Raw genomic sequence first — 26638 nt, 5'->3', positions numbered from 1 at the left:
CGAGATGATCCCGGCGAACTGTGCGAAGAACGAAGACCGATAGGATGAAAGGCGCGAAGCTTATCCTTGTCGAAGATGATCCGGCCCTGTCGGAGCTTCTCGAGTATCGCTTTACCAACGAGGGCTATCGAGTCCGGGTAACGGCAGATGGCGACGAAGCTCTCGTCATGGCAAGCGAAGACCTTCCGGATCTTGTAATTCTCGATTGGATGATTGAGGGAACGAGTGGCATCGAAGTCTGCCGCAGACTGAGGCGCGACAAAACGACGGCGCACGTTCCGATTATCATGCTGACCGCCCGCGAAGGCGAGGACGATCGCGTTCGCGGTCTGGAAACGGGTGCGGACGACTATATCACCAAACCGTTCAGCCCGCGCGAGCTGCTCGCCCGTGTATCGGCTGTCATGCGTCGTATCCGCCCTGCCCTTGCCGGCGAAGCCATCGAAGTCGGTGACCTTCGTCTCGATGCCGTAGCTCATAAGGTCGAACGCCGCGGTCAGACTTTGCAATTGGGGCCTACCGAATACCGGTTGCTGAAGTTCTTCATGGAAAGTCCGGGGCGCGTTTTCAGTCGCGGACAACTTCTCGACGGGGTCTGGGGGACGGGAAGCGATATCGAACTCAGGACCGTCGACGTTCATATTCGTCGGCTTCGCAAAGCTATTCACATCGATGACGTCAACGACCCTATTCGCACGGTCCGTTCGGCCGGCTATGCTCTTGAGCCTGTGTAAACTTCATCGGCAAACGCCGCCAAAACGCTTCGACTGATCAAAATGAAAGTGGTCGCGATGGGCGGCATTGTAGTCCGGTGACAGCACCGTGGCATATACGGAGCATGCGCCGTCGCGAACTGCATTTAGGAACTCCTGCTCCCGATCCTCTCCGTTCCAGTCGTCCAGGACGCTGATACGCCGGCCGTTCGTGAGATTGAACGCGGCGATGTCGATTGCATTGCCTTGAGCATGCTCGCTCCACGTTCCTTCTGCAGAGTTGCCAATCCTGCGGCAGCTATAGGTGCCGAGATGTTCGACGGATGCGATGTCCTCCTCGAAAATTTCGATCGCTGCCGGCCTGACGGTCTGCTCGAGCCAAATTTCGAACGCGGCCAAGACGGGACACGATGCGACAGGTCGGTCAGGCGAAAGAGGTAGACCGGGGAGCACCGTCTTATCGCTTCTGCGGCATTGATCCTGCTGTCCCTCGTCGGGGGGTAAAATCTGAAAAGCCACTTCGCTGCGTTCGAGCACAGAGCGACATGTCTGCACATCGTCTCGAAGACTCTGCAGCTTTGCGGATGTCGCCAATCCGTAAGGTTCTCTCAGATCGAGTGGAGCCCACGGATTGTGTTGCGGATGTTGGTGCAGCCAAACGGCGCCCATGAGAATTATTCCGACTGCCATCACCAAACGGACCGTACGCAAATCGCCGGCGAAACGACCGATGCGGCGGGAGAACGACAAAGCGTCAGGCAAGTTCGCGCAGCCGCTCCGAAACTCTGGCCAAGTCGCGCTGGAATGCCTCGGCTTGTGCGTCTGCAGCTTCGCCATCGAGCCTCAGGAGGTAGGATGGATGGACGGTCGCCCATAATTCCCTGCCGCCGTCGAGCTTGATCGGCTCTCCGCGCACCTTCGTAATGCTGACCGTTTTTCCGAGAAAGGCTCGCGCCGCGCTTGCTCCAAGACTAAGGATAAGTTTGGGGTCGACTAGGTCAGTTTCGCTCTCAAGCCACCAGCGGCAGGTGTCGATTTCCTTCGCACCCGGCGACTGGTGAATTCTCCGCTTACCTCGCTGAACGTATTTAAAATGTTTGACGGCATTAGTGACGTAAGCCGACTTACGATCGATACCCGCGCGTTCGAGATGACCATCGAGCAGCTGCCCGGCGGGTCCGACAAAGGGTTTCCCCGTTCGATCCTCTTGATCGCCCGGCTGTTCGCCAACGATCATGAGACCGGAAAATGCTTCCTTATCAGCCGGTCCTTCTCCGGCGACGGCTTCGTTCTCAAGCAACCCGATTGGGCAGTTCGTGCAACCGTGAATGGCCCGATCTAGTTGATCGAGGGTGTCCGGCCTTTCCAGTTCTTCACGTTCACCCGTTGCAACCATTTCAGCTTCTCGCTTCTGCGCTCCCGAAATCAGCGCAGGGATCAGCTCCGCTTCCGGCAGATTTTTCCAATACTTCTTGGGCATCTCGCTGAGCATGGCCCCAACCTTCAAACGCGCAGGATTGAAGATGGACGCATAGTATCTTCGCCACAGCTCCTCTACCGGATCGCCATCGGGAGCGTCGGTAATCGACGCACCGGGCCCTGCCTTCAGAATTTCGCCATCCCAATGCAGCGATCCCTTGGGGGTCAAGATAGACCATTGCATGTTCGTGAAACGTCTTACGAAAAAGCCTGCATTTGCGCGAACGATATGGTGCTCGGGCTCGAACCACGCGACGTAACGGTTTCTGCCCTCTGGAGACCCGGCGCTCTCGACTTCGCGAAACCGAACGAACGCATGCATCTTGTGGCTGTCGCGGCGGACGTTCTTGTCCATCTCCTCCAGTCTGCGAACGTCGTCATCCGTCTTGTCTTCCATCAAGCCGCCATTGGTCTGCAAGCGCCAGAGCAAGCCATAAAGCAAAGCGAAGCGTTCCGGATCGGAATGGAGAGAAGCGTTCTTGGCCACGGCCATGAACCGCTTGCTGACGCGGATTTGTGACGGATGATCAGGCAAGTCTGGCAGTTCCGCCGTGCTGCCTTTCCCATCTGCTACTGAAAACAAGTCCGAGTTTCCGCCGGGTTCGATCCAAATGACCTGATCCGGTTTTATCCCGCATTGAACGAGACGGCGGGCTTTATCCCGCCACTCTTCGAAGTCGTCGGGAGCGGAGAGATGTATCGAATAGTATCTCCGATGCCATGTTTCTCCTCGCCCAGTCATGCGCCGAACAGTTCCAATTGTTCGGACTTAGGTGCAAGCAGCGTTCGCAGGTCAGCACGGTCGGTCAAAGTGGTCGGTCGCCAGTTTGACGCAATCAGAAACGGCCGAACTTTCGCAATCGATACGGTCAGCTTTGCGATATCGTCTAGCGTCAGCGAACGGTGCTTTCGCGCCGTAATAATGCGCTCGACAGCCTTTACCCCAAGACCTGGGACGCGCAAAAGCCGTTCCTTGCTCGCCCGATTGACATCTACCGGAAAGAATTCCCGAAATTTCAAAGCCCAAGCCAACTTTGGATCGATGTCCAGCGGAAGATTTCCGTCAGCTTCCGTTGCCTGCATGACCTCGTTCGGCTTGTATCCGTAGAAACGCATCAGCCAGTCTGACTGATAGAGGCGATGCTCCCTCACCAAAGGCGGTCTCTTCAATGGCAACACCGCGCTGGCATCAGGTATGGGAGAGAACGCCGAATAATAGACCCGACGCAGTTTGAAAGAGTCGTACAGACGGCTCGCTTTACCGACGATATCAGAGTCCGTCGCGGCGTCGGCCCCAACAATCATCTGCGTGGATTGTCCGGCAGGTGCAAATTTCGGAGCATGGCGAAATCTCTTAATTTCATCCTTCGACTGCGTGATTGCGCTTTTCACGCCCCCCATCGCCCCTTCGATTTGCATGGCATTCTTGTCAGGAGCTAGCCTTGTCAAACCGCTATCCGTCGGCAGTTCGACGTTGATCGAAACCCGATCCGCATACAAACCTGCGCGATAAACAAGTTCGGGATCGGCTTCTGGAATGGTCTTGAGGTGGATGTAACCGCGAAAATCGTAGTCGTCCCGCAAGATGCGAGCCACTTCGACCATCTGCTCCATCGTATGATTGGAACTTTTGAATATTCCCGAGGAGAGAAAAAGACCTTCGATATAGTTGCGGCGGTAGAAATTGATCGTCAGATCCGCAACTTCCTGCGGCGTGAAGCGCGCACGACGAACGTTGCTGCTCTTGCGATTGACGCAGTAATGACAGTCGAAGATGCAGTGGTTTGTGAGAAGGACCTTGAGAAGCGAGATGCATCGTCCATCGGGTGCATAGGCATGGCAGATGCCCATCCCCTCAGTCGAGCCGATACCCTTTCCCAAGCGGCTGTCCTTCTTCGATGTTCCGGAAGAAGCACACGATGCGTCATATTTCGCCGCATCGGCCAAAATTCCGAGTCTCTCGATTATGGTTTCATTTTTCATGGAACACCTCAATGTTCCATTTATGTTCTTACTTAAGTCATTTCCATCTTTTTCTAGGCAGTTCGCCATTAAACAAAGTCATAAAAGGGGGCATTGCGTCGCAAGTTTCTGGAGCAGCCCCTTCGGAACCACAGGCTTCGGCTAATCGTATTCAGTTGTGAAAATAGGAGAAAACCATGAAGTACGATGACGCCGACGCCGATAAGCTCAAGCACAAGTTCTGGAAGGCGCTCGCCGATTCCCCGTTCGTGTTTCTTGAACGCAAGGAAAATCCTGGAGAAGCCGTCGTGATGACGGCGCAGCTCGACAAGGACGCAAACAGCGAAATTTGGTTCTTCACGACACGGGACCATCATCTTGCCAAGATGGGTCCTGCAGTCTGCACCTTCGCTGGTGAAGACCATGAGATCTTTGCGCGTTTCGAAGGTGTTCTTAGCGAAGAGACAAGCCGCGAACGGCTCGAAAAGCAATGGAGCAACGTTGTCGAAGCGTGGTTCCCGGGCGGTAAAGATGACCCGAACTTGCTGATGATGAGCATGAAGCTTGCCGAAGCGGACATCTGGAACAGCAACCTAGGTACGATTACCACAGCGAAGATGTTGCTTGGCATGGACGTGAGAGAAGAAGGACGCGAAAAACACGCTGAAACTTCACTCTAATTTTGCTGTGATGAATGAAGGCCGGTCCCTCTGCGGAGGGCCCGGCCTTTTTTAGGTGCCCAGAATATCGGGGAAAATGCCAACGATCAAAATGGCGGCAAGAGCCGCCGGGCAAAGCCAGCGTACGAGGAAGAACCAGAACCGGTCGAGTCCGCCGCGAAGACCATTTTCGGCATCGATCATTCGTCGCTCGGCGATCCAGCCAACGAAAATCGTCGTCAAAAGCGCTCCAATGGGCATGAACAGCTTCGCTGTTACGCTATCCAAGGCGGTAAAGAGATTTTCTCCGGCGAAGAGTGGAATGAAGCCAAGCGGATGAAAGTCATTCAAGGCATTGAACGAATATGCGGACGCGACGCCCAGGATGAGCGCGAGGGCAGCGACCGTTCCCGCGGCGATAGGTCGAGCGAACCCAAAACGGTCTACCGCCCAGGCAGTTGGAACCTCCATTAATGAAACCGAACTGGTCAAAGCGGCAAAGCCGACCATGACGAAGAACGCCAACCCGATGACCGAACCAGCAGGCATGGACTGGAAAGAATGCGGCAGCGTCGCGAACATCAGGCCCATCCCCCCTTCCGAACTCAGGCCTGCCGCGAGGACGATCGGAAAGATACAAAGACCGGCAATCAGCGCGACGGACGTGTCGGCAAGCGCAATCGTCGTCGAGGTCTTGGCGAGATTGACGTCGCGAGCGACATACGATCCATAGGTTATCATGCCTGCCACGCCCAGCGACAGCGAGAAGAAGGCCTGACCTACTGCTGCCAGCATGACGGGACCCGTGAGGCGAGTGAAATCGAACGAGAAAAGAAATGCCAGCGTCTCAGTGAAGGCTCCTGTGAAGGCGCCGTAAACCGTTATGCCGATGAGGAGCAGGAAGAATGCTGGCATCAGCACGACAGACGCCTTTTCGATGCCACCTGAGACACCTCGAGCGACGAAATACAGGGTGATCGCGACGAAGACTGCGTCCAGAATGGACATCATCCCGCCCTGCTCCAGCAGGGTAGGAAAGATGCTTTCGATATCGCTTGCCGACATCCCCGCCAAAGCGCCGCCGGTTACACCGCTCGTAAACAGATCACCGACGAAGATTCCGACGTAATAAAGGACCCAGCCCCCGATCACACAATAGAACGCAAGAATCATGAAGGCTGAAAGAACCCCAAGCCCCGCTAGTCCGGTCCAGGCTTTCGACGCTCCTGATTCCGCCGCCATACGTTCGACGCTGCGGGTCGCTGATGCCTGTCCGTGTCGTCCGATGAGCGTCTCCGAGAGAAGAACCGGAAGTCCGATCAGCGCAATGCAAAAGATATAGAAGAGAACGAACGCACCACCGCCGTTTGCAGCCGCCTCGGCGGGAAATCGCACGAGATTACCGAGGCCTACTGCCGCGCCGATGGCTGCCAGTATGAATCCGCTTCGCGAGGACCAACCGTCGCGTCCCGCGGCCTCCTGCGTTTTGGTCGTGGCCACCATTCAATTCTCTCCCGGACTTTTATCGAGCGATCGAAGTTGTCGACCGCAAATCTACCGGAAACTTGCCGCTTCACCGCGTAAAAGCAATGGCTAGTGCCTTTGCATCTGTGGAACAGGACGGTTAGAGCGCTGCGAATGAGCACGACGTTTCAGATCGACACCGCGACCAGTCGCGCAAATCCCACGCCAGCCCCTATGAAACGGCTGACGGTGCCTCAGATCAGGACACGGAAAACGGACGGTTCGTCGGGCAAACCGCTCGTCATGCTTACCGCCTATACGGCGCGGCAGGCGCAACTTCTCGATGCGCATTGCGATCTGCTGCTGGTCGGGGACTCTCTAGGGCAAGTTATTTACGGACTTCCTTCTACGATCCCCGTTACGCTCGAAATGATGAGCAACCATGCCGCAGCTGTCGTGCGCGGATCTTATCATTCGGTCGTCATCGTCGACATGCCTTTCGGCTCCTACGAGGCAGGCAAGGAACAGGCTTTCGAAAGCGCAGCCCGCCTGTTGAAAGAAAGCGGAGCGGCGGGGGTCAAGCTGGAAGGCGGCGCAGCGATGGCGGAAACCGTTGCATTCCTTGTTGCGAGAGGAATTCCAGTGATGGGACACGTCGGGCTGACCCCGCAGGCGGTCAACGTTCTCGGAGGTTACATGGCTCGTGGCCGCGACGACAAGGAAGCGGAAAAGATCACAAGCGACGCGAAAGCGCTCGATGATGCCGGCGCGTTCGCGATTGTCGTCGAAGGCGTCGTAGAACCGATCGCGATCGAAGTAACAAGGGCCGTGTCTTGTCCGACGATTGGTATTGGCGCGTCGGCGCAGTGCGATGGGCAGGTCCTGGTCACTGAAGATATGCTTGGCATGTTCGAGCGCGTTCCGCGCTTTGTGAAGAAGTATGACGACATCGCCGAACGCATCGGAGACACCGTCGCGCGCTATGCGACGGAAGTCAGGGAACGCTCCTTCCCGACCAGCGATCAGACCTACAAAGCGAAATCCTAGGCTCGAACGATGTCGACACTCCTTCAGTTCTACAAGTTTTCGCTCGCCTTCATGGCAGTCTGTTTCGGACTGGCGGTCTGGTACGGCTACTCGAGTACGGGATCGATTGCGGCTACCGGAGAAATTCTTTGGATCGTTTTCGTTCTGACCATCCTCGAAGTATCGCTGAGCTTCGATAACGCCGTCGTAAATGCGACCGTTTTAAGGGACATGAGCGAGAAATGGCAGCGGCGCTTTCTCACTTGGGGCATTCTAATTGCCGTCTTCGGAATGCGGATCATTTTTCCGCTTGCGATTGTCGCAATTGCAGCGGGCATTGGCCCCGTCGACGCCATCAGATTGTCGTTGAACGAACCTGAAACCTATGAGGCCATCGTATCCAGTGCGCATGTCGGCATCGCTGGGTTCGGAGGCGCGTTCCTGATGATGGTCGGTCTCAATTTCTTTTTCGACGGAGAGAAGGACGTCCATTGGATCGTCGCGATCGAGAAATTCGTGACTAAGGTTTCCAACATCAAGGCCGCCGAAATCGCCATCGTCCTTCTACTCCTTTACGGTATTTCTCTCTGGCTCGAAGCAGCAGAAGCGCTCACCTTCATCGTGTCCGGCGTGCTTGGACTGGTCACGTATATCGTAGTCGACGGGATCGGGACCATTCTCGACATGACTGAGAAGAAGAACCTCGCCGAAGGCGCCGTGCGATCCGGTCTCGGCGGGTTTCTTTATCTCGAGGTGCTTGATGCGAGTTTTTCGTTCGACGGTGTGATCGGTGCGTTTGCTCTAACGAATAACATGCTGATTATCGCAATCGGACTGTCAATCGGTGCGATGTTTGTACGGTCGATGACCATTCATCTCGTGCGTGCGGGAACCCTGGCTCAATTCCGCTACCTCGAACACGGTGCTTTCTGGGCTATCATCGCACTGGGTACGATCATGCTGTTCTCTGCCGAATTTCACATTCCCGAAACGATTACCGGCCTCATCGGGGCGGTTCTGATCGGTCTTTCCCTATGGTGGTCTGTACGCCACAAGCGAAAGATGGCAGCGGTCGCTAACCCGACCTGATGTTGAGCCTCGCGGCGATTGGGGCTGCCACGACGAGTTGCAACAGGTGATAAAGCAGTAGCGGAACGATCACGAAGCCGGCGATATCGGGCTCGAACATGATTGCCGCTAACGGCGCACCGATTGCGGCGCTTTTCTGAGCTCCAGCGAACATGAAGGAGATCCTGTCCTTTCGCGGCTGTTGCAGACACCCAGCCAACCACCATGCGCCCGCATGAGCGATTGTCAGCAGCACGGCGGTGATAGCGAGAATAATGGCCCAGTCCGCGAGCGAGACACGTTGCCAAAGGCCTTGCTCGACCGCGCCGGACAGGGCGACATACACCGCGATCGCTATGACGAACCGATCCGCCCAACTCGCCAGATGGGCTCGCTTCATCACTACCGTCCGCAATAGTGGTTGAACGATCAGTCCGAGCAAGAGCGGTAAGATCAAAATGACTACGATCTTGGTGACCGCATCGAGGCCCACCGCCCCGCTCTCGTCACCCCCGAAAAGGAGGAACAGCGGGGCGCTTGCGAATATGCCGACGACTGAAAGTATAGCTGCGCTGACGACCGATAAAGCGCCATTGCCGCCCGCAATCATCGAATAGGAAGTCGCAGACTGCACCGTAGAAGGTAGCACGCCTAGGAATAGAAAACCTACGGAGAGGGTTGCCGGAAGGATGTGAAGCGTCAGCTTGCTCGCCAATAGTCCGATGCAACCCATTACGAGAAAGGTCCAAAGAACGAGCGGAAGCAGGAATCGCCAATTCAGAGTTCCTCGCCAGAGTTCCTCTCGGGTGATCCGTATCCCGTTCAGGAAGAAGAGCAGGAATATGGCAACTGACGAGACGTCGCTTGCGATACTTCGCCACGATCCTGCCGCCGGAAAGACAGCCGCCAGCACGATTGCGAACGTCAGCAGTCGCAGCATTGGATCTGCTGCTAGTCGTGCAAACTGACCTATGGTGATCTCCGTTTTCGGCGAAGCAGCCTTAAGGCTGAAGCGAATGATGCTTCATCAGATCATAAAGCGTCGGACGGCTTATGCCTAAAAGTTTTGCGGCCTTACTGATGTTGTTCTCCGACCGCGAGAGAGCCTCGATCACCATTCGCCGATCCGACTGTTCGCGCGCGGCTTTCAATTCGAGAAGCGCTGTCGCCTCGCCTTGTGCCTCGTCGTCGAAATCAAGATCGCTTACACTGATAAATTTCTCGTCGGTCATGATAACGGCGCGTTTCACTCGATTTTCGAGCTCGCGGACGTTGCCCGGCCAGTGCCATTCCGCGATCGCGGCCAGCGCTTCGGTTGTAAATCCCTTAATCGCCGGGTTCATTTCTGACCCGAATTTCGCGAGAAAGGCTTTCGCGAGCAAGATCGGATCCCCGGATCGTTCGGCGAGCGGGGGGACCCGTATCACCACTTCTGTGAGGCGGTAGAAGAGGTCTTCGCGAAAGAGCTTATCCTCGATCATCGATTCAAGGTCTCGGTGTGTTGCGCAAACGATCCGGGTATCGACCGAGATGGACGAACGGCCGCCAATCCGTTCGATCGTGCGCTCCTGCAGGAACCGGAGGAGCTTCACCTGGAGCTGCAAGGGGATGTCCCCAACTTCGTCGAGAAAGAGCGTACCGCCGGCAGCAAGTTCGATCTTTCCTTCCCTCAGCTTGACTGCTCCTGTGAAGGCCCCTTTCTCATGACCGAACAATTCGCTTTCTAGGAGTGTCTCGGGGATTGCAGCGCAATTAATAGCGACAAAAGGACCATGCCTTCTCGGGCTCTGCTCGTGCAGCGCTTTCGCAACCAACTCTTTCCCGGTTCCGCTAGCACCCAGGATGACGACCGATACGTCGGTAACAGCAACGCGTTCAATCGTACGCGCGACCTTGATCATCTCGGGCGCGCCCGTAATCATCCCGCCAAGTATCGTCTGCCCATCTTGCGATTTGAGCAGTAGTCGCCTATTCTCTTCCTCGATCGCAAAAAGGTGAAAAGCCCGGTCGACGATCATTCCGAGTGCGTCAATATCGATCGGCTTTTGATAAAAATCATATGCGCCTCGTGCGATTGCGTGGAGCGCGCTTTCCCGTTCTCCGTGCCCCGACGCCACGATAACCTTCGTCTGCGATGCTTCCTGCATGATCTGGTCGAGGATCGCGAAACCTTCGCTTGTTCCATCTGGATCGGGAGGAAGGCCGAGGTCCAGAGTGACTACAGCAGGCTTGATTTCACGAAATCGCGAAAGTGCAGCTTCCCTGTCGCCGACAATCGACACGGCGTATTTCTCATACGCCCATTTTAACTGCGCCTGGAGCCCCTCATCATCCTCGATCACCAGCAGTTCCGGTCGCTGTTCGTTCATCTAAGCAACCTTCGTTATCTTGTTAGCGCCGACAGCAGGCAGGATCACTGTGGCGATTGTCCCGATACCTTTCTCAGAGACGACGGCGATCTCGCCTCCGCATTCCCGGATAAGCTTTCGGGCTTCAAACGCTCCAATGCCAAATCCATTCGTTTTGGTCGAAACAAACGGCTTGAAGAGGTCGTTTCGAACGAACTCCGGCGACATTCCACAACCGCTATCGGCAATCGTCACCTGCACCTGCCCATCGACCAACTTGCAATCGACGACCACCGGTGTCGGGTTCTCGGTAGCATCCAGTGCGTTTTGCATCAGGTGAGACAAAGCTTGCACGAGTTTGTCCGGGAAGACCTCGACATAGCATGATTCGGTCATTCCGACCCTGATACTGTCTTGCGTCCCCAGTTTGCGGACCAGCGCTCTTAATGAATCCTCCAAATTTATAGTCCTGGACGCCTCTTCACCCATATCGTCGTAATTACCGAGCTTGGAGACGAGCCCGCGCATCTTGCGACTGCTATTCTCGAGCGTCGTCAACATATCAGCACGAAATTCCGGGTTATCGAGATGTGTTGCCGCGTTTCGCACGAGGAGGGACAGTTGGCTCGACAGGTTCTTTATGTCGTGCATCAGAAAAGCCATTCGCTTGTTAAACTCGTCGAACTTCTCGGCATCCATCAGACTTTTCTGCGCGCTATGTTCGGCTAGGTAACTGCCGATTTGAGAGCCTAGAACCTGCATGAGTTCGATGTCTTCCCAATCGAGCTTTCGTCTGAATGACGGCGCTTGCAGAAGGGCAACCCCCACGAGTTTATTGAAGTGAAACATGGGCACCAAGGCCCACCATTTTGCGACGTCGCCAAGCCATTCATGGAGCTCGGCCTTCTCTTCCTCAAGACCGCCATCGATCGCAACGATTTGCCTATTTAGCGTCAACTTATGGGCGATTGGCGTGGGAAGCCGCGAGATATGCAGGTCAGGTTTTGAGAGAGGGTAACTCGCTCCGTGCTGAAAGCCATCGACATCATCGACCGTGAAAAGATGTCCTCCACTCGTTTCTAACAGGTCGCACATTGTCCTGAGGCACCGTGCTTCGATATTTTCCACGCGACCGGTTCGCTGTCCAATGGTTTCAGAAAATTGGAGCCAGGAACGACGAAAATCGTAACGATGCTTGAACAAATGTCGGGCCGCCAACTCCCTCGCGCCTTCGCGAAACTGCTTGCTTGGAAGCCAGAGAAATCCGGTAACCAGCGTCGCTACCAGCAAGAAGGATACGATCCACTGGTCGATCCCCGTGGACGCCTCGCCGAACGAACGCGCAAGCGTGCCGACCGCAACGGCATACGCCGCGATCAAAAGCACCGACAGGCTTCTGAAAGTGACCGAACGGGACGGAGCGATGCGTATTTGCGCGTTTGCAGCTTTGGCTGCGACACACAAAGGGACTGCAAAGAAGATCGGCCCGATGCTTCGCCCGTAATGAATTGCCGACCATAATCCGTCTTCCGATGGATCGAGCGCGAAAAGCCCGACATAGGCACCCAGTTCGATGCCCCAGAAGCTCGCCATGGCGACAGCAGCCCAACGCAGAACGGATCTTCGTTGGTTTGCTTCTACGAAGAGATTATGGGTGAGGATCAAGGCTCCTACGCTAACGAGCATACGTAGGAGGATCGAGGCATCATCGATCAACTGACGCGCCTCTTCGTTATCGGACAAGGCAATCGAAGCCGCAACAAGGAGGAGCTGAACGGCTTCAGCCGCCAGAAGTACGAGGTTCAGCCATTTGACCTGCCGGAACAGCGTATCGCCCATAAGCGACCGGAAAAGAACGAAAATTAGGCTAATCCAGAAAAGATTACGGCAAACAGACGCAAGCTCGGAAAATATGCTGTCGTAACCTGACCCGACGAGCGCGATGCACCATATTCCGACCGAGATGAGCGCGGCAACCGACAGCATGCGGTCTCGTCGCGCCCGATCACCCGTGCGAAACAACCAAATGGCGCAAAAGAACGACGCTGCTGCCGCGAGCAACTGCCCCATCAGGAAGGCAGCATCAGCGATTTGTGAAAGATCCGCCTGCATCACGCGACGCTCACATGAGAGGTGACAGAGATCAAAATTTGCATCGACACCAAAATTGCCCGCCCGGTCACAACATCCTGCGAACACCTAGAAAAATTTGGTAAATTTGCTGTAACCGAACGGGGCTTCTTGTCTAAATGGAAGTGCGCCGTCCCTCGCTCCATTCAATTGTGCTCCCCTGCGGCGGAAATGCTCGCTGCGCGCAATTTCGTCTAAAGCAATACCGGCAGCCCGGCCCGATCGGTTCAGCACTTTCAGGAGCAAGCATGAACCCGCGCGACTGCGCCAGTTCATCGGCATAATCAGACTTAATGCCAAGCAAGATTGCAAACTGGCCGATGCCGCTACCCTCCGCGCGCTCGACAGATTGCGCCACGGAAAACCAGCTACCTTGTTTAGTATCGGCAAAGGTAACGAGATGTCGGTGCATTCCGGCAATGCCTGCGAAGCTGTCGAATACGCGCCAGAGCGGACATAGCTGACCGCTTTCGAACATTGCCGCTCCACTGGCCCCGAGAAGTTGCTTCGATATCTGACCGGCTCGATCGACCCTAATCAGAAAAAAGGGCAAACCGCGATCCCCAACGCGCTGCAGGGTCGTCAAGCGGTGGGAGAGCTGCTCAAAATTGACGCTGAAACGACGCGGAAGAATAGCGAGGTCGTAATTCGTCTGGCGACAGGCGCGTAGAAAGCGGCTGTAGGGCATCAGAATTGCCGCCGCGGCGTATGAAACGAGGTAGCGCGCAAACAGATCCGCTGCGCTTGTGTCGTCGGCATCGAAACCGCTTCTCGCTTCGGCCAGCAATTGTCGTAATTCCAGCTCGGCTAGCTGCGCGGCGAGCGAGAAATTGCGCGAATAGACACTGTGCATTTCGGATAGTTGAACCTGGCGTGCGTGCAGATCGAGCCTCCGCCGCTTGCCCAGCATGACTTCATCGGGAAGAATACGAACCGATAACTGATGACGCTCGCGCAGCCGCTCGGCAATGGCTGCCCCGACATCGGCGCGCGAAAGCCGAAGCTCGTCCGCCAAGCGTTCTGCCGCTTCGTCGATATTTCCGAAATAATTTTGCCAGCGTTCGATCTCTTTCCGGCATGCCGTCAGCGGGTCCGTAATTGAAGTGTCTCTCATGCTCGCCGTGTCATAAAGCCGCGCGAAGGCGCTTGCGAATTGGGGAGCGACCGCGAGCAACTCGTCTATATCTTCACGATCAAGCGACAGATCGGTGAACCGTTCGTCCGCAAGACGCCGCGACAGACCGTCGATGCCGCCGACAGTCTCATCCGCGCTCAGCTGCTTCGGGTCGAAGTCGAAGCCGCCTACCAATTGCATCATTACCCGCGCAGACAACGGCCTCTGGTTCCGCTCGAGCAGATTCAGGTAGCTCGCGGAAATGTCGAGACGCGAAGCCATGGCAGCTTGCGTAAGGTTCGCCTTGCGCCTCAATCTTCGCAAGGCGTGGCCAGCATAAATAGGCTGCGTGCTCATAACGAACCTGATAGTGTCAAGATATTTACAGACTTACAAGAAAACTATCGTTTGAACCATAGTTAGCACAGCTTTTATGTAAATTTCCTTCGGTTCTGACACCCCGGCAGATTAAGCAACGGTCAACCCAGTCACTAAGATTCTTGAGGGAACACTATGACCTACCAAAACACAGCAAGCCATCTCGAAAGCCTGATCTCCAAGGAGGGCAGTTCCTGGAGCGCAATCGATGCGGAAGCGGCTGCACGGATGCAGTTGCAAAACCGTTTTCGTACCGGGCTCGACATCGCGCGCTACACCGCGAAGATCATGCGCGAGGACATGGCGGCATACGATGCCGATCCGGCGCAATACACTCAGTCGCTAGGATGCTGGCACGGGTTCATCGGCCAACAGAAGCTGATCAGCATCAAGAAGCATTTCGGATCGACCGAGCGCCGTTACCTCTACCTTTCTGGCTGGATGGTCGCGGCCTTGCGCAGCGAGTTCGGCCCCCTGCCCGACCAATCGATGCATGAGAAAACGAGCGTTCCGAGCCTGATCGGTGAGCTCTACACCTTCCTCAAGCAAGCTGACGCCCGCGAGCTTGGAGGTATGTTCCGTGATCTCGACGCCGCACGGGAGAAGGGCGACGAAATGGAAGCCAAGCGGATCGAAAACGCTATCGACAATTACGAAACGCATGTCGTTCCGATTATTGCCGATATCGATGCCGGCTTCGGCAATGCGGAAGCGACATACCTGCTCGCGAAGAAGATGATTGAAGCAGGCGCCTGCGCGCTCCAGATCGAGAATCAGGTCTCCGATGAGAAGCAGTGCGGCCACCAGGACGGCAAGGTAACGGTTCCGCACGAGGACTTTTTGCAGAAGATCCGGGCAATTCGCTACGCTTTCCTGGAACTGGGCGTCGAAGACGGGGTTATCGTTGCTCGGACCGATTCGCTCGGCGCGGGACTGACGAAGCAGATCGCCTATGTCGAAGAGGCCGGCGACCTGGGCGACCAGTACAATTCTTTTCTTGATTGCGATGAAGTTGACGCGGCCGACGTCAAGAACGGAGAGGTCTTCATCAGTCGCGAGGGCAAACTGTTGCGACCCAAGCGCCTGCCATCAAACCTTTATCAGTTCCGCCCGGGAACCGGTGAAGACCGCTGCGTCCTCGACTGCATCACATCCCTGCAGAACGGCGCCGACCTCTTGTGGATCGAAACCGAGAAGCCGCATATCGGTCAAATCGGTGGCATGGTCGACCGCATTCGCGAAGTCGTCCCTAATGCAAAACTCGTCTACAATAATTCGCCGAGCTTCAATTGGACGCTGAATTTTCGCCAGCAGGTTTACGATGCATGGCAGGAAGAAGGCCGCGATGTCAGCAATTACGAGCGCGAGCGTCTGATGAACGAGAAATACGACGACACGGAACTAGCAGCCGAAGCCGACGAGCGTATCCGGACCTTCCAGAAGGATGCGGCGGCGCAGGCCGGAATTTTCCATCATCTCATCACTTTGCCGACCTATCACACGGCGGCACTCAGCACCGACAATCTCGCCAAGGAATATTTTGGCGAGGCCGGTATGCTGGGCTACGTCAAGGGCGTGCAGCGAAAGGAAATTCGCGAAGGCATCGCTTGCGTCAAGCACCAGAACATGGCTGGCTCGGATATTGGCGACGACCACAAGGAAAGCTTCGCCGGCGATGCGGCCTTGAAGGCGGGCGGCGCTCATAATACGATGAACCAGTTCGCCGCCGGATAACGAAGTCAGAGAGGAAATGACGATGAGCGAGGAAGAAACGAAAAAGCCGGAACCGGGGCGTGCCCGCGCCCTGCTTTCGACATCGGATTTCCGATTGTTGCGTGAAGCCTTGACCAGCCATGCACGAACGATCGACGATCGCGAGCAGCTGGCTAAAATTAATGCTTTGCATCACCGTCTAGGTAATTATACTTAACGCATTCCTTTTGGAGAGGATGACTGGCCGCGAGCAGTTTGACTGCCGCGGCCATTTTCTTTTCAGCCTCCGTTTGCGGGCGTCATGATGTCGAGCGTCATGCGTGTCATCGCTTCGGCTGCGGTTGAAATCACTTTCTCCGCGTCCGGTGCCCAGAACGGTGAGTGCAGCGAAGGCAGTTGCGCTTCGCCTCTTTGCGCCGCGGCGAACCGATCTTCGGGAACACCACCGACCCAGAAGATCAGCGATTCGATGGCGTCGGGGTCTTCGCGCCTGAAACGACCGAAATCCTCGCCACCCATGACGGAGGGAACCTGCATGACGCGCTCTTCGCCGAAATTTGCCCTCATTTTGGCCATCATTTCTTCGGTGAAATCGACGCTGTTGAAGGTGGACGGCGTGAATTCGTCATCGCGAAACGTTACCAGCGGCATCCGATCCTCCGGCATACCGGCAGCGATTGCTTCACCCTCAGCAATACGGGCAATTCCGTTCCGCAGCAGTTCGCGGCTTTCATCGCTGTAGGAGCGGACCGTCAATTGCAGTTTCGCCTCGTCGGAAATGATATTGTGCTTCGTTCCGGCGTTAAAGCTCCCGACCGTGACCACGGCAGGGTCCAGCGGCGAACTCTCGCGGCTGACCAATGTCTGCAGCTTCATGACGATGGCGCTGCCGAGAACGATGGGGTCCTTCGTCGTATGGGGATAGGCCCCGTGGCCGCCGACGCCTTTCACGAGAATGTCGACGCTATCGACATTGGCAAGAGCATAGCCTGGCGAGTATCCGATCATTCCCGCAGGAAACTGCGCCGCGTCGTGAAAGGCGATCGCGTAATCGGGTTTCGGAAAACGCGTATAGAGCCCGTCTTCGAGCATGGCCTTCGCTCCTTCGCCAGTCTCCTCGGCGGGTTGGAGAATCATCACCAGCGTCCCGGACCAGTCGTCCTTGCGTTCGACCAGTTGCTGCGCCGTGCCGATAAATGCGGTCATGTGCGTATCATGTCCGCAGGCGTGCATGATCCCGCTTTCGACCCCGGAGACGGGCGTGCCTCGCTTCGTCGAGGCAAAAGGCAGACCTGTCTGTTCCGTCACCGGCAGACCGTCCATGTCGGCGCGCAGCATCACGGTTGGTCCTTCGCCGTTTTTCAGTACGGAGACTACGCCGGTCTTGCCCACTTTCTCGGTCACTTCGAAGCCCATCGCTCGCATGCGATCAGCCAGTTTGGCCGATGTTTCGAACTCCTGCATGCTCAGTTCGGGGTTTGCGTGAAGGTCGCGATAGAGCTCCATCAAGGCGGGCATGTCGTCAGCCACCGCCTCGCGCAATTCGTTCGCCTGAAGCGGTGCGGCAAGGGCGACCGAACCGAGCAATGTCAGAACCGTTTTCGAGAACATCGGCGAAATCCCTTCCTACATTTCGTATGTCGTGACGAGTGCAAAGGACAGCACGGCAACCATCAGCACGACGAGCGGGACGCCGGTACGGATGTAGTCTTTGAACTCGTAGCTTCCCTCGGCCATAATCAGCATGTTCGTCTGATAGGCGATCGGTGTCGCATAGCAAAGGTTGCAGCCGAACAGCACGGCCAAGATCAGCGGTTCGGGCGGAAGGCCGAGTTGCGAGGCGATGTTGAAAGCGATCGGCGTTCCGACAGTTGCAGCTGTCGCGTTCGAGGCGAAGTTCGTCAGGAGCGTGACGAACAGCATGATGCAGGCGAGAACCGCTGCGGGCGACAGAAATTGCAGGCCGATCGACAAGACCTGCCCCAGCCACCCCGCAGCTCCGCTTTCGAGGATAATGCGACCGATCGCGATGCTGGCGGCCACCAGCACGATGACCTTTGCCGAAAGGGCCCGTCCGACGCGATCGAACTTCACGCAGCCGGTCACGAACATGAGGATCGCGCCGGCCAGCGCGGATATAGCGATTGGCAGCAATCCGATCGAAGCCGTGCCCACGGAACCCGTCATGATGACGGCTGACAGCACTGCCTTGGAACGCCGCGGTAGTTCCCGCACGCCTTCCAGTATCAAAAGACTGTCCGAACGCGCGAATTCCGAGAGGTTCTCCGGCAACCCCATGACCAGGAGGACGTCGCCCTCCCCGATCCGCATGTCGCCACCATCGCTGTATTCGTCTTTCTGCCCGATCAACCGGTTGGGGCGATGGATGCCGAGAACGGCAACGCCATAAAGGTCGGCGATGCCTGACGTTGGAAGGGTTCGCGAGATAAGGCGCGAGTCCCCGGTGACGGTCATTTCGACCACCGAAATGTCTTGCCCGAGCGCATTGGCCTGACGCTTGATGCGGTCGAGCACCCAGGACGGCGCAACCTCGCCGCGCAATTCGCGCGAGGCGGCTTCGATGGCTTCGTGGGGACCGGAAACATGCAGCCGGTCGAGCGCCTGTATCTCGCCCTTCGGCGCGTTGTGGAACTCAATCTCCTTCGGCAAGCGGGCCAGTATCTCGTCCATCTGCTTACCTTCGAGAAACCCGTCATCGCCGACGCGGAGCCGCGCGTGGAAGCGTCGCTGCTGACCGCTCACATCGACGCGGTTGTCTTTGAGGAGCCGCGGCATCACCAGCCACAGGTAGGGAAGCGCGAACATCGAGGCGAAGAGAACGATGGGTGTGAAGTGGAATACCGGCATCGACGGCATTCCGAGGTCGCGGGCGATGGAGACTACGAGAATGTTCGTCGAGGTGCCGATAGTCGTCGCCATCCCGCCGATCAGCACGGCAGCATTGAGCGGAATGAGCGTCTTGGATGCCGGCATTGCGCCGCGTGCAGCGAGGCTTACGAAAATTGGCAGTAGCAGGACCAGCACCGGGGTGTCGTTGACGCCCATGGACAGGGTGAACGCGATGATAAGCGAGACCAGCAAGCCGAGTTGCAGGTTAATCTTGAAGACGCGCTCCAGAAACCTTGCTGCCGGCTCGAGCGCACCGGTCACGACCAGTCCGCGGCCCATGATCATGAGCGCACAGATGGTGATCAGCGCGTAGTGACCGAAACCGGAAAAGGCGAGTTGGAGGCCATCCGCGGGGCCCATCCCCTCAAGCGGAAAGAAGTATAGCCCGACCGCGATGACCGCGATCGTCATGAGCGATACGATTTCGACGGATAGCTTACCGCGTGCAAACCCGATGAACATGGCGATCGTCAGGATCATCGCCGCAAGAGCATGGAACGATGGGAGACCAGGCAGCAGCATCGTTTAATTCCATACCATTTCAGCCTGTCATTATCAGGCGATCTCCTTGCCAACAAGGCAGGATTGGAGCGGTATCGCGCGCAATGAACGGGAGATGGTGCCCCTGGCCCGACTCGAACGGGCACTCCGTTAGGAACTCGATTTTGAGTCGAGCGCGTCTACCAATTCCACCACAGGGGCTCCCATGGAACGCGGGCGAGGTAGCCTGCCCGGCAACCTCAGGCAAGTGCGATCTTGCCGCAAGAGGCGAGGAGAGAGACTACTTCAGCGCGTTCGCGAGCAATTTGTGCAGGCGGCTGTGCAGGACATCGTTCGCTGCCAGTATCTGCGCTGAATGGATCGGCTGCGATCGGCCCCGAAAATCGGATACGAAGCCGCCAGCTTCTCTCACGATCAGGCACCCTGCCGCAGTATCCCAGTCATTGAGACCGCTTTCCCAGAACCCGTCATACCGGCCTGCCGCAAGCCATGCGAGGTCGAGGGACGCAGCGCCGTAGCGGCGAATGCCAGCTACATTCGGCCCGATGGCGCCGAAGATACGGCTCCATTCGCTGAAATCGCCGTGACCCGAAAAGGGCATCCCAGTCGAAATGAGCGCCTCGGACAATTGCTTGCGCGAAGAGACGCGCAGTCGCCCGTCATGCAGCCATGCGCCGCGCGATTTTTCTGCCCAGAAGGTCTCGTCCGTGACCGGGTTATATATGACGCCCGCAACGAGATCGCCCCAACCTCCGCCGCCCGGGCGGGGCTCCTGAACGGCAATCGATATCGCAAAATGTGGAATGCCGTGCAGAAAGTTGCTCGTACCATCGAGCGGATCGACGATCCAGCGGGGGCTGGACGGATCGCCCTCGATCGTCCCGGCTTCCTCCAGCACGAACCCCCAGTCGGGGCGCGCGTGAAGCAGTTCGTCGTACAAGGTCCGCTCCGAACGCTGGTCGGCTTTCGAAACGAAATCAGCGGGACCTTTACGGCTTACCTGAAGATGTTCCACTTCGCCGAAATCGCGACGCAGGCGATGGCCCGCCTTGCGCGCGGCGCGCTCCATGACTTTGACGAGGCCTGGCATTGCCATGACGGATCAGCCTGCCTTCCCGACATAGGTGCGCTCATAAACATCGACGACAATGCGCGTGCCGCTTTCGATATGCGGCGGAACCATAACGCGCACCCCGTTCTCGAGAACGGCGGGCTTGTAACTGGACGAGGCGGTCTGGCCTTTCACGACGGCGTCGGCCTCGACGATGGTGGCCTCGACCTGTTCGGGCAAGGCGACGCTGATCGGTTTTTCCTCGTGCATTTCGAGCGTGACCTGCATTCCGTCATCGAGGAATGCGGCGGCATCGCCCAACAGATCGGAGGGGAGTTCGATCTGCTCGTAGGTTTCCTGGTCCATGAAGACGAGCATGTCGCCCTCGGCGTAAAGATATTGGAACTCTTTCGTGTCGAGACGCACCTTCTCAACCGTATCGGCACTGCGATAGCGCACATTGGTTTTGCGCCCGTCAACGAGGTTCTTCATCTCGACCTGCATGTAGGCGCCGCCCTTGCCAGGCTGCGTATGCTGTATTTTGGCAACCTTCCAGATGCCGTTTTCGTATTCGATGATGTTGCCGGGACGAATGTCCACGCCGCTAATTTTCATGGAAAAACCTTCATAAAGACGCTGCCGAACGTTATATCGGCGGTGAGCACGAGCGCGCCTTAGCCGCTCGGTCAGACAGGAGCAAGCGGCCGGGAGATGAGTATGGCGCGAGCAAGTAGCATTCGAAGCGCGCCGGCGCTTGCCGCAGCCGTCGTGGCGAGCGCCAGTCTTGCATACGCGCCGCTCCATGCTGCGCCCGGCGGTTCCCTCGGAACGCTCCCGCGCGGCGATTACGTCTGCGGCGTCCCGGGATATGCGGGCGGCAAGGCCTGGATCGAGCGCGACGAAGCAAACTTCCGGATCGTGAACGGGTCCAGCTATCGCACACCCGAAGGTCGCGGGACCTATTTACTCGCCGGAGACAACGTCCGTTTCACGCGAGGACCCATGAAGGGACGAACGTTTTTAAGGGAAACGATGAACCGCCTGCGCGAAATCGGCAATGACGGCGAACTTGGCAGAATGCGCTGCAGCCGTCGGGTAAACTCGCGGTAAGAGGGCTTTCAGGACCCGCTCAGCAAGGGATAGGGATTGATCGGAGACGCCGGTTCCCACCATTCGCTTTCTGGCGTCGTCCGCAAGATCTGGAAATGCAGATGAGGTGCGTCCGCCTCAGCATTGCCGCTGCTGCCGACCGTTCCGAGCCGCTGACCTCGCGTTATTCGCTGTCCTTCGCGAAGTCCCCGCGCATAATCGTCGAGATGGGCGTAATAGTGAATGGTTCGACCGTCGAGCGAGCGAACGTAGATCGTATTCCCGCCGCGATCGGAGAAGAACAGTCGCTCGATCGTGCCCGGCCCGGCAGCGACGACGCTCGTGCCCTTCGGGGCCATAATATCGATCGCTTCATGCAGACGTTCGCCTTCGCCGCGGGAGTGTTCGTAGGTGTCGACCAGATCGCTGCGCCTGATGTTCAATACCGGCACGAGCAGGTTACGAGTCTCGTCCGCCGAAGGTGCGACCGGCGCTTCTCGGTCGAGGACCGGATTGGGCGCACTCCCGGATAAAATCGCGGCCTCCGTCAGTTGCGCTGCTGGCGGCGATTGTCCAACCGCTTCTGCGGGGCGGGTCTTATCGCGCTGGCTTTCGCCCGAAGCGTTTTCCATGAGCGTGCCGCCAAAAATGATCCAGACAGCCGAAGTGAGCGTTGCCGTGGCAACGATCGTCAGCATCCGGTCTACAATCGGTAACGCCATGTCAGCTTTCGAAAATCACCTGCGTATCGTTCGACACCATTTCCGCTAGTCTTGCCGCATCCCAGTTCGTCAGGCGCACGCAACCGTGGCTTTGCGTACGACCGATGGTCTGCGGCTCCGGCGTACCATGGATGCCGTAATGCTCCTTCGTCAAGTCGATCCAGACCACACCGACCGGTCCATTGGGCCCCGGCGGCAGCTGCTGATCTTCCTCGCTATCCGGGACATCCCAGAAGAGGTCGGGATCGTAGGAGAACTCGGGATTATGACCGACCCCGTTAATCTTCCACTCGCCTATCGGAAGCGGATCATTGGTGCTTCCAGTCGTAACGGTGAACAGGGCGACAAGATTGTCCTGCGCATCGAAGGCTCGCAAAGTCCCCGCGCTTTCGCTGACCACGATCCGCGCGACGTCGGGTTGCTCGGTGCCGACGCCGAGTGCGGCAAGCGTCTGTTGCCACCCCTTGTCCGATACCGCACCCGGCGCGATGCGATCTGCGCCAATATTGGGTACCCTGATCTGCTGACCGGCCGTAAAGTAGCTATCGGTCTTGCTTCCATTGCCTTGCGAACTCGTCCGCGAAGACGCGCTTCCGTCGGTCTCTGATTGGGCACCATTTTCACCCTGATTGGCGACAGTCATCCCTGCCGGGCGACCGTTCGGGTTGAGGCGCTTCAGAACATCGACCGTCGTGTGAAACCGTTCGGCCAGTTTCTCGTCCAGGCTCTCGTAGCCCAGTCGGTCGAGCTTCGCCTGCTCTGCAGGCTCATCGGGAATGTCGGTGTAGGAGATGCGGCCCCAGTTTGCCGGTATGGTGACGACACGTGTGGCAGGAATGTTATCCCATCGGGCAAGCGCCTGTTTCGTAGGCTCGTCCAACTCCCCCGTCACGGTCAGGTCATTCGCCTCCTGAAAGCCGCGCAAGGCGTTTTCGGTCGACTGACCCATCTTGCCGTCGATTACGCCGGGCCCGAAACCTCTTCGATCGAGGACGACCTGCGCCTGCATCATCGGGCGTTCCTCGCTGTCGGGTATGGTAACTTCGGTTGCAGACTGTCCATTGCGCGTATCGTTCGACGCCATCGAATCCGCGAGATTATCCGCCTCGGCCTGTTCGGTTGGCGCGGTATCCTGCTCTTCTTCCTTGTAACGGTCGGTACCGTTCAGGTCGCACGCCGCGAGCGCGAGAACGGATATTGCAGCAAAGAGGGTACGCATCGAATTCTCCAAAAGCTGACAGGCCTTTGGAGCGTAAACCTAGGAAGAAGCGAAAATATCCGCAAAAGCAGCAACAGCGCGTTTTTCGTCCGTGTTCCAGACGCCTCCGCTTACCGCCAGGAAATCGGCACCTGCCTCAACGAGCGGCTTGCAATTCTCTGGTGTTATCCCGCCGATTGCGACGCAGGGCAATTCAAACAGCGATTGCCACCACGCGAGAATCTGGGGTTCCGGTCGCGCGTCACTTTTCTTCGTGTCGCTCGCGAAGAAGGAGCCGAAAGCGACATAATCGGCGCCGGCCTCGCCAGCCTCCATGGCAAGGTGCCTGCTATCCTTGCAGGTGACGCCGATCTGCGCCTGCTTTCCCAGCGCCTCTCGCGCGTCGGCCACGGTGCCGTCCCCTTGCCCCAGATGCACACCGTCGGCGGACAGCCGTTTGGCGAGCGCAATGCTGTCATTGACGATGAAGGCAACGTCGCGAGCGGCGCAAATCTCTTGCAGCGGTTCGGCCAGTCGAGCGGCCTCGTGCTGATCGATGCCCTTGACGCGAAACTGGAACGCAGCCACCGGCCCGGCATCGAGCGCACGTTCGAGCCGGGCGGGAAAATCGCCGCCGGTTTCCAGCGGCGATATCAAGTATAACTGGCAGGGAAGCTCCCTCGGCAAGGTCAGGCGGGCTCCATCGAGGCGCACTGAATCTCGTCGATTGCATTGCCCAATGCCTGATCGAACTGCTCATCGTCCATGTGAGCCTCGAGCACTTCAAGCAGAGCCCGGCTGAAGCTGGCGATGACGCCTTCGTTCTTGCTCAGCTCCCGGCACGCTTCGTCACGGCTGTAGCCACCCGACAGCGCCACCACGCGGAGTACTTTAGGATGATCGACCAAAGGCTTGTAAAGATTGGCTTCGCTCGGGATCGTCAGCTTCAGCATGACATGCTTGCCGTCCGGCACGCGGTTCAATTCGTCGAGCATGTGCGTCAGTAGAAGCGCTTCGGCTTGAGCCCGGCTGTTGCTTTTCAGCGAGACTTCGGGTTCGAGAATGGGAACGAGACCATTGTCCAGGATTCGGAGGCCGTAATCCATCTGCTGCGCGACATTCGCCTTGATGCCTTCGTCGTTCGCTTCGTGGATGACGGAGCGCATCTTCGTCCCGAAAACGCCATAACCCTTTGCTTTTTGGCACATTTCTTCAAGCTGGGGGATCGGCTTCATGAGCTGCACGCCGTTCTCCTGATCGTGCATTCCCTTGTCGACTTTGAGGAACGGCACGATGCCCCGGCGCGACAGCAATTCGGGAATCGGCGAGCCGTCATCGGTGCAGCCCTCCATGGTTTTCTCGAACAAAATCGCGCCGATAACTTTGCCATTTCCGAAACTGGGTGAAGTCACAATCCGGCAGCGCATCTGGTGAATGCGGGCGAACATCTCATCCTCGCCCGACCATTCGTCCTCGCTGACGCCATAGGCCGCGAGCGCCTTGGGCGTCGATCCGCCGGACTGGTCGAGAGCGGCAATGAAGCCCTCGCCTTTTGCCATCTTTTCAGTCATTTCCTGCGTATTCATGCGTTCCTCGCGTAACTGTTCAAAACCGTTTCATCCTGGCCGGGCGGGTAGTCCTGCGCCGCTCATCCATCAAGCTTCGCCCGGTCCGATGTCCGTTACCGGGACAAGCAGCGGACAATTTGCAAAAGTCACACTTGGGTGTCGTTGTCGCTTCGACGCGCTTGGCCCAAGTGCTTCAATATCCTTGCCTTTTCCCCTTATGAAAGGCGCGACCCGCCGCTCGGTTCCGCAGAGATCACAATGATGTCGAGAAGGGGTCTAGCAGCACCTGACGCCGTGCAAACGTGGTCGAGACAGGCTTGGCTACGCATCAATTCTGCAACGCCGCGACGCCCGGCAATTCCTTGCCTTCCATCCATTCGAGGAAGGCACCGCCCGCCGTCGAAATGTAGGTGAAGTCTCCGGCCACTCCGGCAGCGGCGAGCGCTGCGACCGTATCGCCTCCGCCGGCGACCGAAACGAGCGAGCCTTCCTTCGTCAGCGCGGCGGCCGTGCGGGCGAGCGAGACCGTCGCCGCATCGAAGGGCTCGGTTTCGAACGCGCCGAGTGGGCCGTTCCACACGAGCGTCCGGCAGGTCTTGAGGACGTCGGCCAGCGCTTCGACGGCTTGCGGGCCGATGTCGAGGATCATTTCCCCCTTCCCGACCTCATGCACGTTGCAGGTGCGCAGGGATGGCGGGTTCGCCGCAAATTCCTGCGCCACGACGACGTCATAGGGCAAATGCACGGTGCAGCCTGCCCGGTCTGCGGCGTCGAGGATGGACGAAGCGGTGTCCGTCAGATCGTGTTCGCACAGCGACTTTCCGACATCGACGCCCTGCGCCGCGAGAAAGGTGTTCGCCATGCCCCCGCCGATGATGAGGTGCTGAACCTTGATCACCAGGTGTTCGAGCACGTCGAGCTTCGTCGAGACCTTGGCCCCGCCGACGACCGCGGCCACCGGCTGTTCGGGCGAGCCGAGCGCCGCGTCGAGCGCCTTCAGTTCCGCTTCCATCGCCCGCCCGGAATAGGCCGGCAGGATCCGCGCCAGCCCGACGGTCGAGGCATGGGCGCGGTGCGACGCGGAAAAGGCATCGTTGACGTAAAAGTCGCCATGAGCGGCAATCCCGGCGGCGAATTCCGCATCGTTCGCTTCTTCGCCCGGCCAGAAGCGCACATTGTCGAGCAAGCCGATGTCGCCGCGGTCCAGAATGTCGAGCGACTGCGCGACCACCGGCCCCATGACTTCGGGAATGAACATGATCTCCCGATCCAGGACCTTCTCGACATCGCCCTGCACGAAGCTGGTGCTCATGGTCGAGTGTCGCTGGCCCTTGGGCCGACCGAAATGTGCAAGCAGCAGGACTTTCGCGCCCCTGTCCGCCAGTTCGAGGATCGTCGGCTTCACCGCCTCGACCCGCGTCACATCGGTTGCCGAACCGTCCTGCATGGGTAGGTTGAGATCGACCCGGACCAGTGCGACCTTACCGGTGAGATCGTCGGGCAAATCGTCCAGCGTCTTGAAATTCGCCATATATGCTCCTTTGC

The 26638-nt window shown here is 57.6% G+C and carries 24 protein-coding genes and 1 tRNA gene; 7 read left to right on the top strand and 18 right to left on the bottom strand.

The features are described 5' to 3' along the window. Window positions 1-44 precede the first annotated feature (44 nt). On the top strand, window positions 45-734 hold the full coding sequence (gene phoB, locus GRI38_RS03915) for a phosphate regulon transcriptional regulator PhoB (protein WP_160681595.1): 690 nt from the start codon (window positions 45-47) through the stop codon (window positions 732-734). A 3-nt stretch (window positions 735-737) separates the two neighbouring features. Here the strand turns inward: phoB and GRI38_RS03910 are convergent, their stop codons facing one another. From GRI38_RS03910 to GRI38_RS03900, 3 genes are read right to left on the bottom strand one after another with little or no spacing between them, the layout of a single operon-like run. Further along, a complete protein-coding gene (locus tag GRI38_RS03910; RefSeq protein ID WP_237487336.1) occupies window positions 738-1475 on the bottom strand; it encodes an extensin-like domain-containing protein in 738 nt (245 codons plus the stop codon). Then, on the bottom strand, window positions 1468-2934 hold the full coding sequence (locus GRI38_RS03905; RefSeq protein WP_160681593.1) for a UdgX family uracil-DNA binding protein: 1467 nt from the start codon (window positions 2932-2934) through the stop codon (window positions 1468-1470). The genes GRI38_RS03910 and GRI38_RS03905 overlap by 8 nt, the downstream gene beginning before the upstream one ends. Continuing rightward, entirely contained in the window at window positions 2931-4175 is a 1245-nt protein-coding gene (locus tag GRI38_RS03900; protein WP_160681592.1) for a putative DNA modification/repair radical SAM protein, read from the bottom strand. The genes GRI38_RS03905 and GRI38_RS03900 overlap by 4 nt, the downstream gene beginning before the upstream one ends. A gap of 176 nt (window positions 4176-4351) precedes the next feature. On the opposite strand from GRI38_RS03900, the gene GRI38_RS03895 reads away from it, so the two are divergent. Beyond that, on the top strand, window positions 4352-4834 hold the full coding sequence (locus GRI38_RS03895; RefSeq protein ID WP_160681591.1) for a pyridoxamine 5'-phosphate oxidase family protein: 483 nt from the start codon (window positions 4352-4354) through the stop codon (window positions 4832-4834). A gap of 51 nt (window positions 4835-4885) precedes the next feature. On the opposite strand, the gene GRI38_RS03890 is transcribed toward GRI38_RS03895, so the two are convergent. Then, the gene (locus GRI38_RS03890) at window positions 4886-6316 is read right to left on the bottom strand and encodes a sodium-dependent transporter (protein ID WP_160681590.1); all 1431 of its coding nucleotides are present in this window, start codon (window positions 6314-6316) and stop codon (window positions 4886-4888) included. Window positions 6317-6451: 135 nt separating this feature from the next. Between GRI38_RS03890 and panB the strand changes: the two genes are divergently transcribed. Next, window positions 6452-7324, top strand: a complete 873-nt coding sequence (panB, locus tag GRI38_RS03885; RefSeq protein ID WP_160681589.1) for a 3-methyl-2-oxobutanoate hydroxymethyltransferase — start codon at window positions 6452-6454, stop codon at window positions 7322-7324. Between the two features lie 9 nt (window positions 7325-7333). Next, the gene (locus GRI38_RS03880) at window positions 7334-8392 is read left to right on the top strand and encodes a DUF475 domain-containing protein (RefSeq protein WP_160681588.1); all 1059 of its coding nucleotides are present in this window, start codon (window positions 7334-7336) and stop codon (window positions 8390-8392) included. On the opposite strand, the gene GRI38_RS03875 is transcribed toward GRI38_RS03880, so the two are convergent. From GRI38_RS03875 to GRI38_RS03860, 4 genes are all read right to left on the bottom strand, one after another. Continuing rightward, window positions 8379-9311, bottom strand: a complete 933-nt coding sequence (locus GRI38_RS03875; protein ID WP_160681587.1) for a bile acid:sodium symporter — start codon at window positions 9309-9311, stop codon at window positions 8379-8381. The two genes, GRI38_RS03880 and GRI38_RS03875, sit on opposite strands and share 14 nt — an antisense overlap. A gap of 61 nt (window positions 9312-9372) precedes the next feature. Next, complete coding sequence (gene prsR, locus GRI38_RS03870) at window positions 9373-10740, bottom strand: PEP-CTERM-box response regulator transcription factor (RefSeq protein ID WP_160681586.1); 1368 nt, start codon at window positions 10738-10740, stop codon at window positions 9373-9375. Beyond that, a complete protein-coding gene (gene prsK, locus GRI38_RS03865) occupies window positions 10741-12831 on the bottom strand; it encodes an XrtA/PEP-CTERM system histidine kinase PrsK (protein ID WP_237487420.1) in 2091 nt (696 codons plus the stop codon). 133 nt (window positions 12832-12964) lie between these two features. Further along, window positions 12965-14320 (bottom strand): helix-turn-helix domain-containing protein, encoded by a 1356-nt coding sequence (locus GRI38_RS03860; protein ID WP_160681584.1) that lies wholly within the window; start codon window positions 14318-14320, stop codon window positions 12965-12967. A 156-nt stretch (window positions 14321-14476) separates the two neighbouring features. Between GRI38_RS03860 and GRI38_RS03855 the strand changes: the two genes are divergently transcribed. Continuing rightward, entirely contained in the window at window positions 14477-16075 is a 1599-nt protein-coding gene (locus tag GRI38_RS03855) for an isocitrate lyase (RefSeq protein WP_160681583.1), read from the top strand. 22 nt (window positions 16076-16097) lie between these two features. Then, the gene (locus GRI38_RS13905; RefSeq protein ID WP_202389832.1) at window positions 16098-16271 is read left to right on the top strand and encodes a hypothetical protein; all 174 of its coding nucleotides are present in this window, start codon (window positions 16098-16100) and stop codon (window positions 16269-16271) included. A gap of 62 nt (window positions 16272-16333) precedes the next feature. Here the strand turns inward: GRI38_RS13905 and GRI38_RS03850 are convergent, their stop codons facing one another. The 5 genes from GRI38_RS03850 to efp form a co-directional block, all read right to left on the bottom strand. Next, entirely contained in the window at window positions 16334-17665 is a 1332-nt protein-coding gene (locus GRI38_RS03850) for an amidohydrolase (RefSeq protein WP_160681582.1), read from the bottom strand. 15 nt (window positions 17666-17680) lie between these two features. After that, window positions 17681-19486: an SLC13 family permease gene (locus GRI38_RS03845; protein WP_237487335.1), complete on the bottom strand. Its 1806-nt coding sequence runs from the start codon at window positions 19484-19486 to the stop codon at window positions 17681-17683. 95 nt (window positions 19487-19581) lie between these two features. After that, window positions 19582-19666: transfer RNA gene (locus GRI38_RS03840), tRNA-Leu, on the bottom strand. 79 nt (window positions 19667-19745) lie between these two features. Further along, window positions 19746-20561, bottom strand: a complete 816-nt coding sequence (locus GRI38_RS03835; RefSeq protein WP_160681581.1) for an inositol monophosphatase family protein — start codon at window positions 20559-20561, stop codon at window positions 19746-19748. Window positions 20562-20567: 6 nt separating this feature from the next. Next, window positions 20568-21131: an elongation factor P gene (efp, locus tag GRI38_RS03830; RefSeq protein WP_160681580.1), complete on the bottom strand. Its 564-nt coding sequence runs from the start codon at window positions 21129-21131 to the stop codon at window positions 20568-20570. Window positions 21132-21233: 102 nt separating this feature from the next. Here efp and GRI38_RS03825 point away from each other — a divergent pair, with 102 nt between their 5' ends. Beyond that, on the top strand, window positions 21234-21626 hold the full coding sequence (locus tag GRI38_RS03825; RefSeq protein WP_202389831.1) for an elongation factor P: 393 nt from the start codon (window positions 21234-21236) through the stop codon (window positions 21624-21626). 8 nt (window positions 21627-21634) lie between these two features. Here the strand turns inward: GRI38_RS03825 and GRI38_RS03820 are convergent, their stop codons facing one another. The 5 genes from GRI38_RS03820 to GRI38_RS03800 all read right to left on the bottom strand — a co-directional run bounded on the left by GRI38_RS03820 (window position 21635) and on the right by GRI38_RS03800 (window position 26624). Further along, complete coding sequence (locus GRI38_RS03820) at window positions 21635-22327, bottom strand: M23 family metallopeptidase (RefSeq protein ID WP_160681579.1); 693 nt, start codon at window positions 22325-22327, stop codon at window positions 21635-21637. Between the two features lies 1 nt (window position 22328). Then, window positions 22329-23546: a L,D-transpeptidase family protein gene (locus GRI38_RS03815; RefSeq protein WP_160681578.1), complete on the bottom strand. Its 1218-nt coding sequence runs from the start codon at window positions 23544-23546 to the stop codon at window positions 22329-22331. 39 nt (window positions 23547-23585) lie between these two features. After that, window positions 23586-24218, bottom strand: a complete 633-nt coding sequence (thiE, locus tag GRI38_RS03810) for a thiamine phosphate synthase (protein WP_160682451.1) — start codon at window positions 24216-24218, stop codon at window positions 23586-23588. Continuing rightward, window positions 24215-25111 (bottom strand): fructose bisphosphate aldolase, encoded by an 897-nt coding sequence (locus GRI38_RS03805; RefSeq protein ID WP_160681577.1) that lies wholly within the window; start codon window positions 25109-25111, stop codon window positions 24215-24217. The genes thiE and GRI38_RS03805 overlap by 4 nt, the downstream gene beginning before the upstream one ends. Before the next feature lie 310 nt (window positions 25112-25421). Beyond that, window positions 25422-26624, bottom strand: a complete 1203-nt coding sequence (locus GRI38_RS03800) for a phosphoglycerate kinase (protein ID WP_160681576.1) — start codon at window positions 26622-26624, stop codon at window positions 25422-25424. Between the last annotated feature and the right edge of the window lie 14 nt (window positions 26625-26638).

It is taken from the genome of Parapontixanthobacter aurantiacus (assembly GCF_009827635.1).
Classification (GTDB): domain Bacteria; phylum Pseudomonadota; class Alphaproteobacteria; order Sphingomonadales; family Sphingomonadaceae; genus Parapontixanthobacter; species Parapontixanthobacter aurantiacus.
This window is presented reverse-complemented; position numbering and strand designations above follow the sequence as displayed.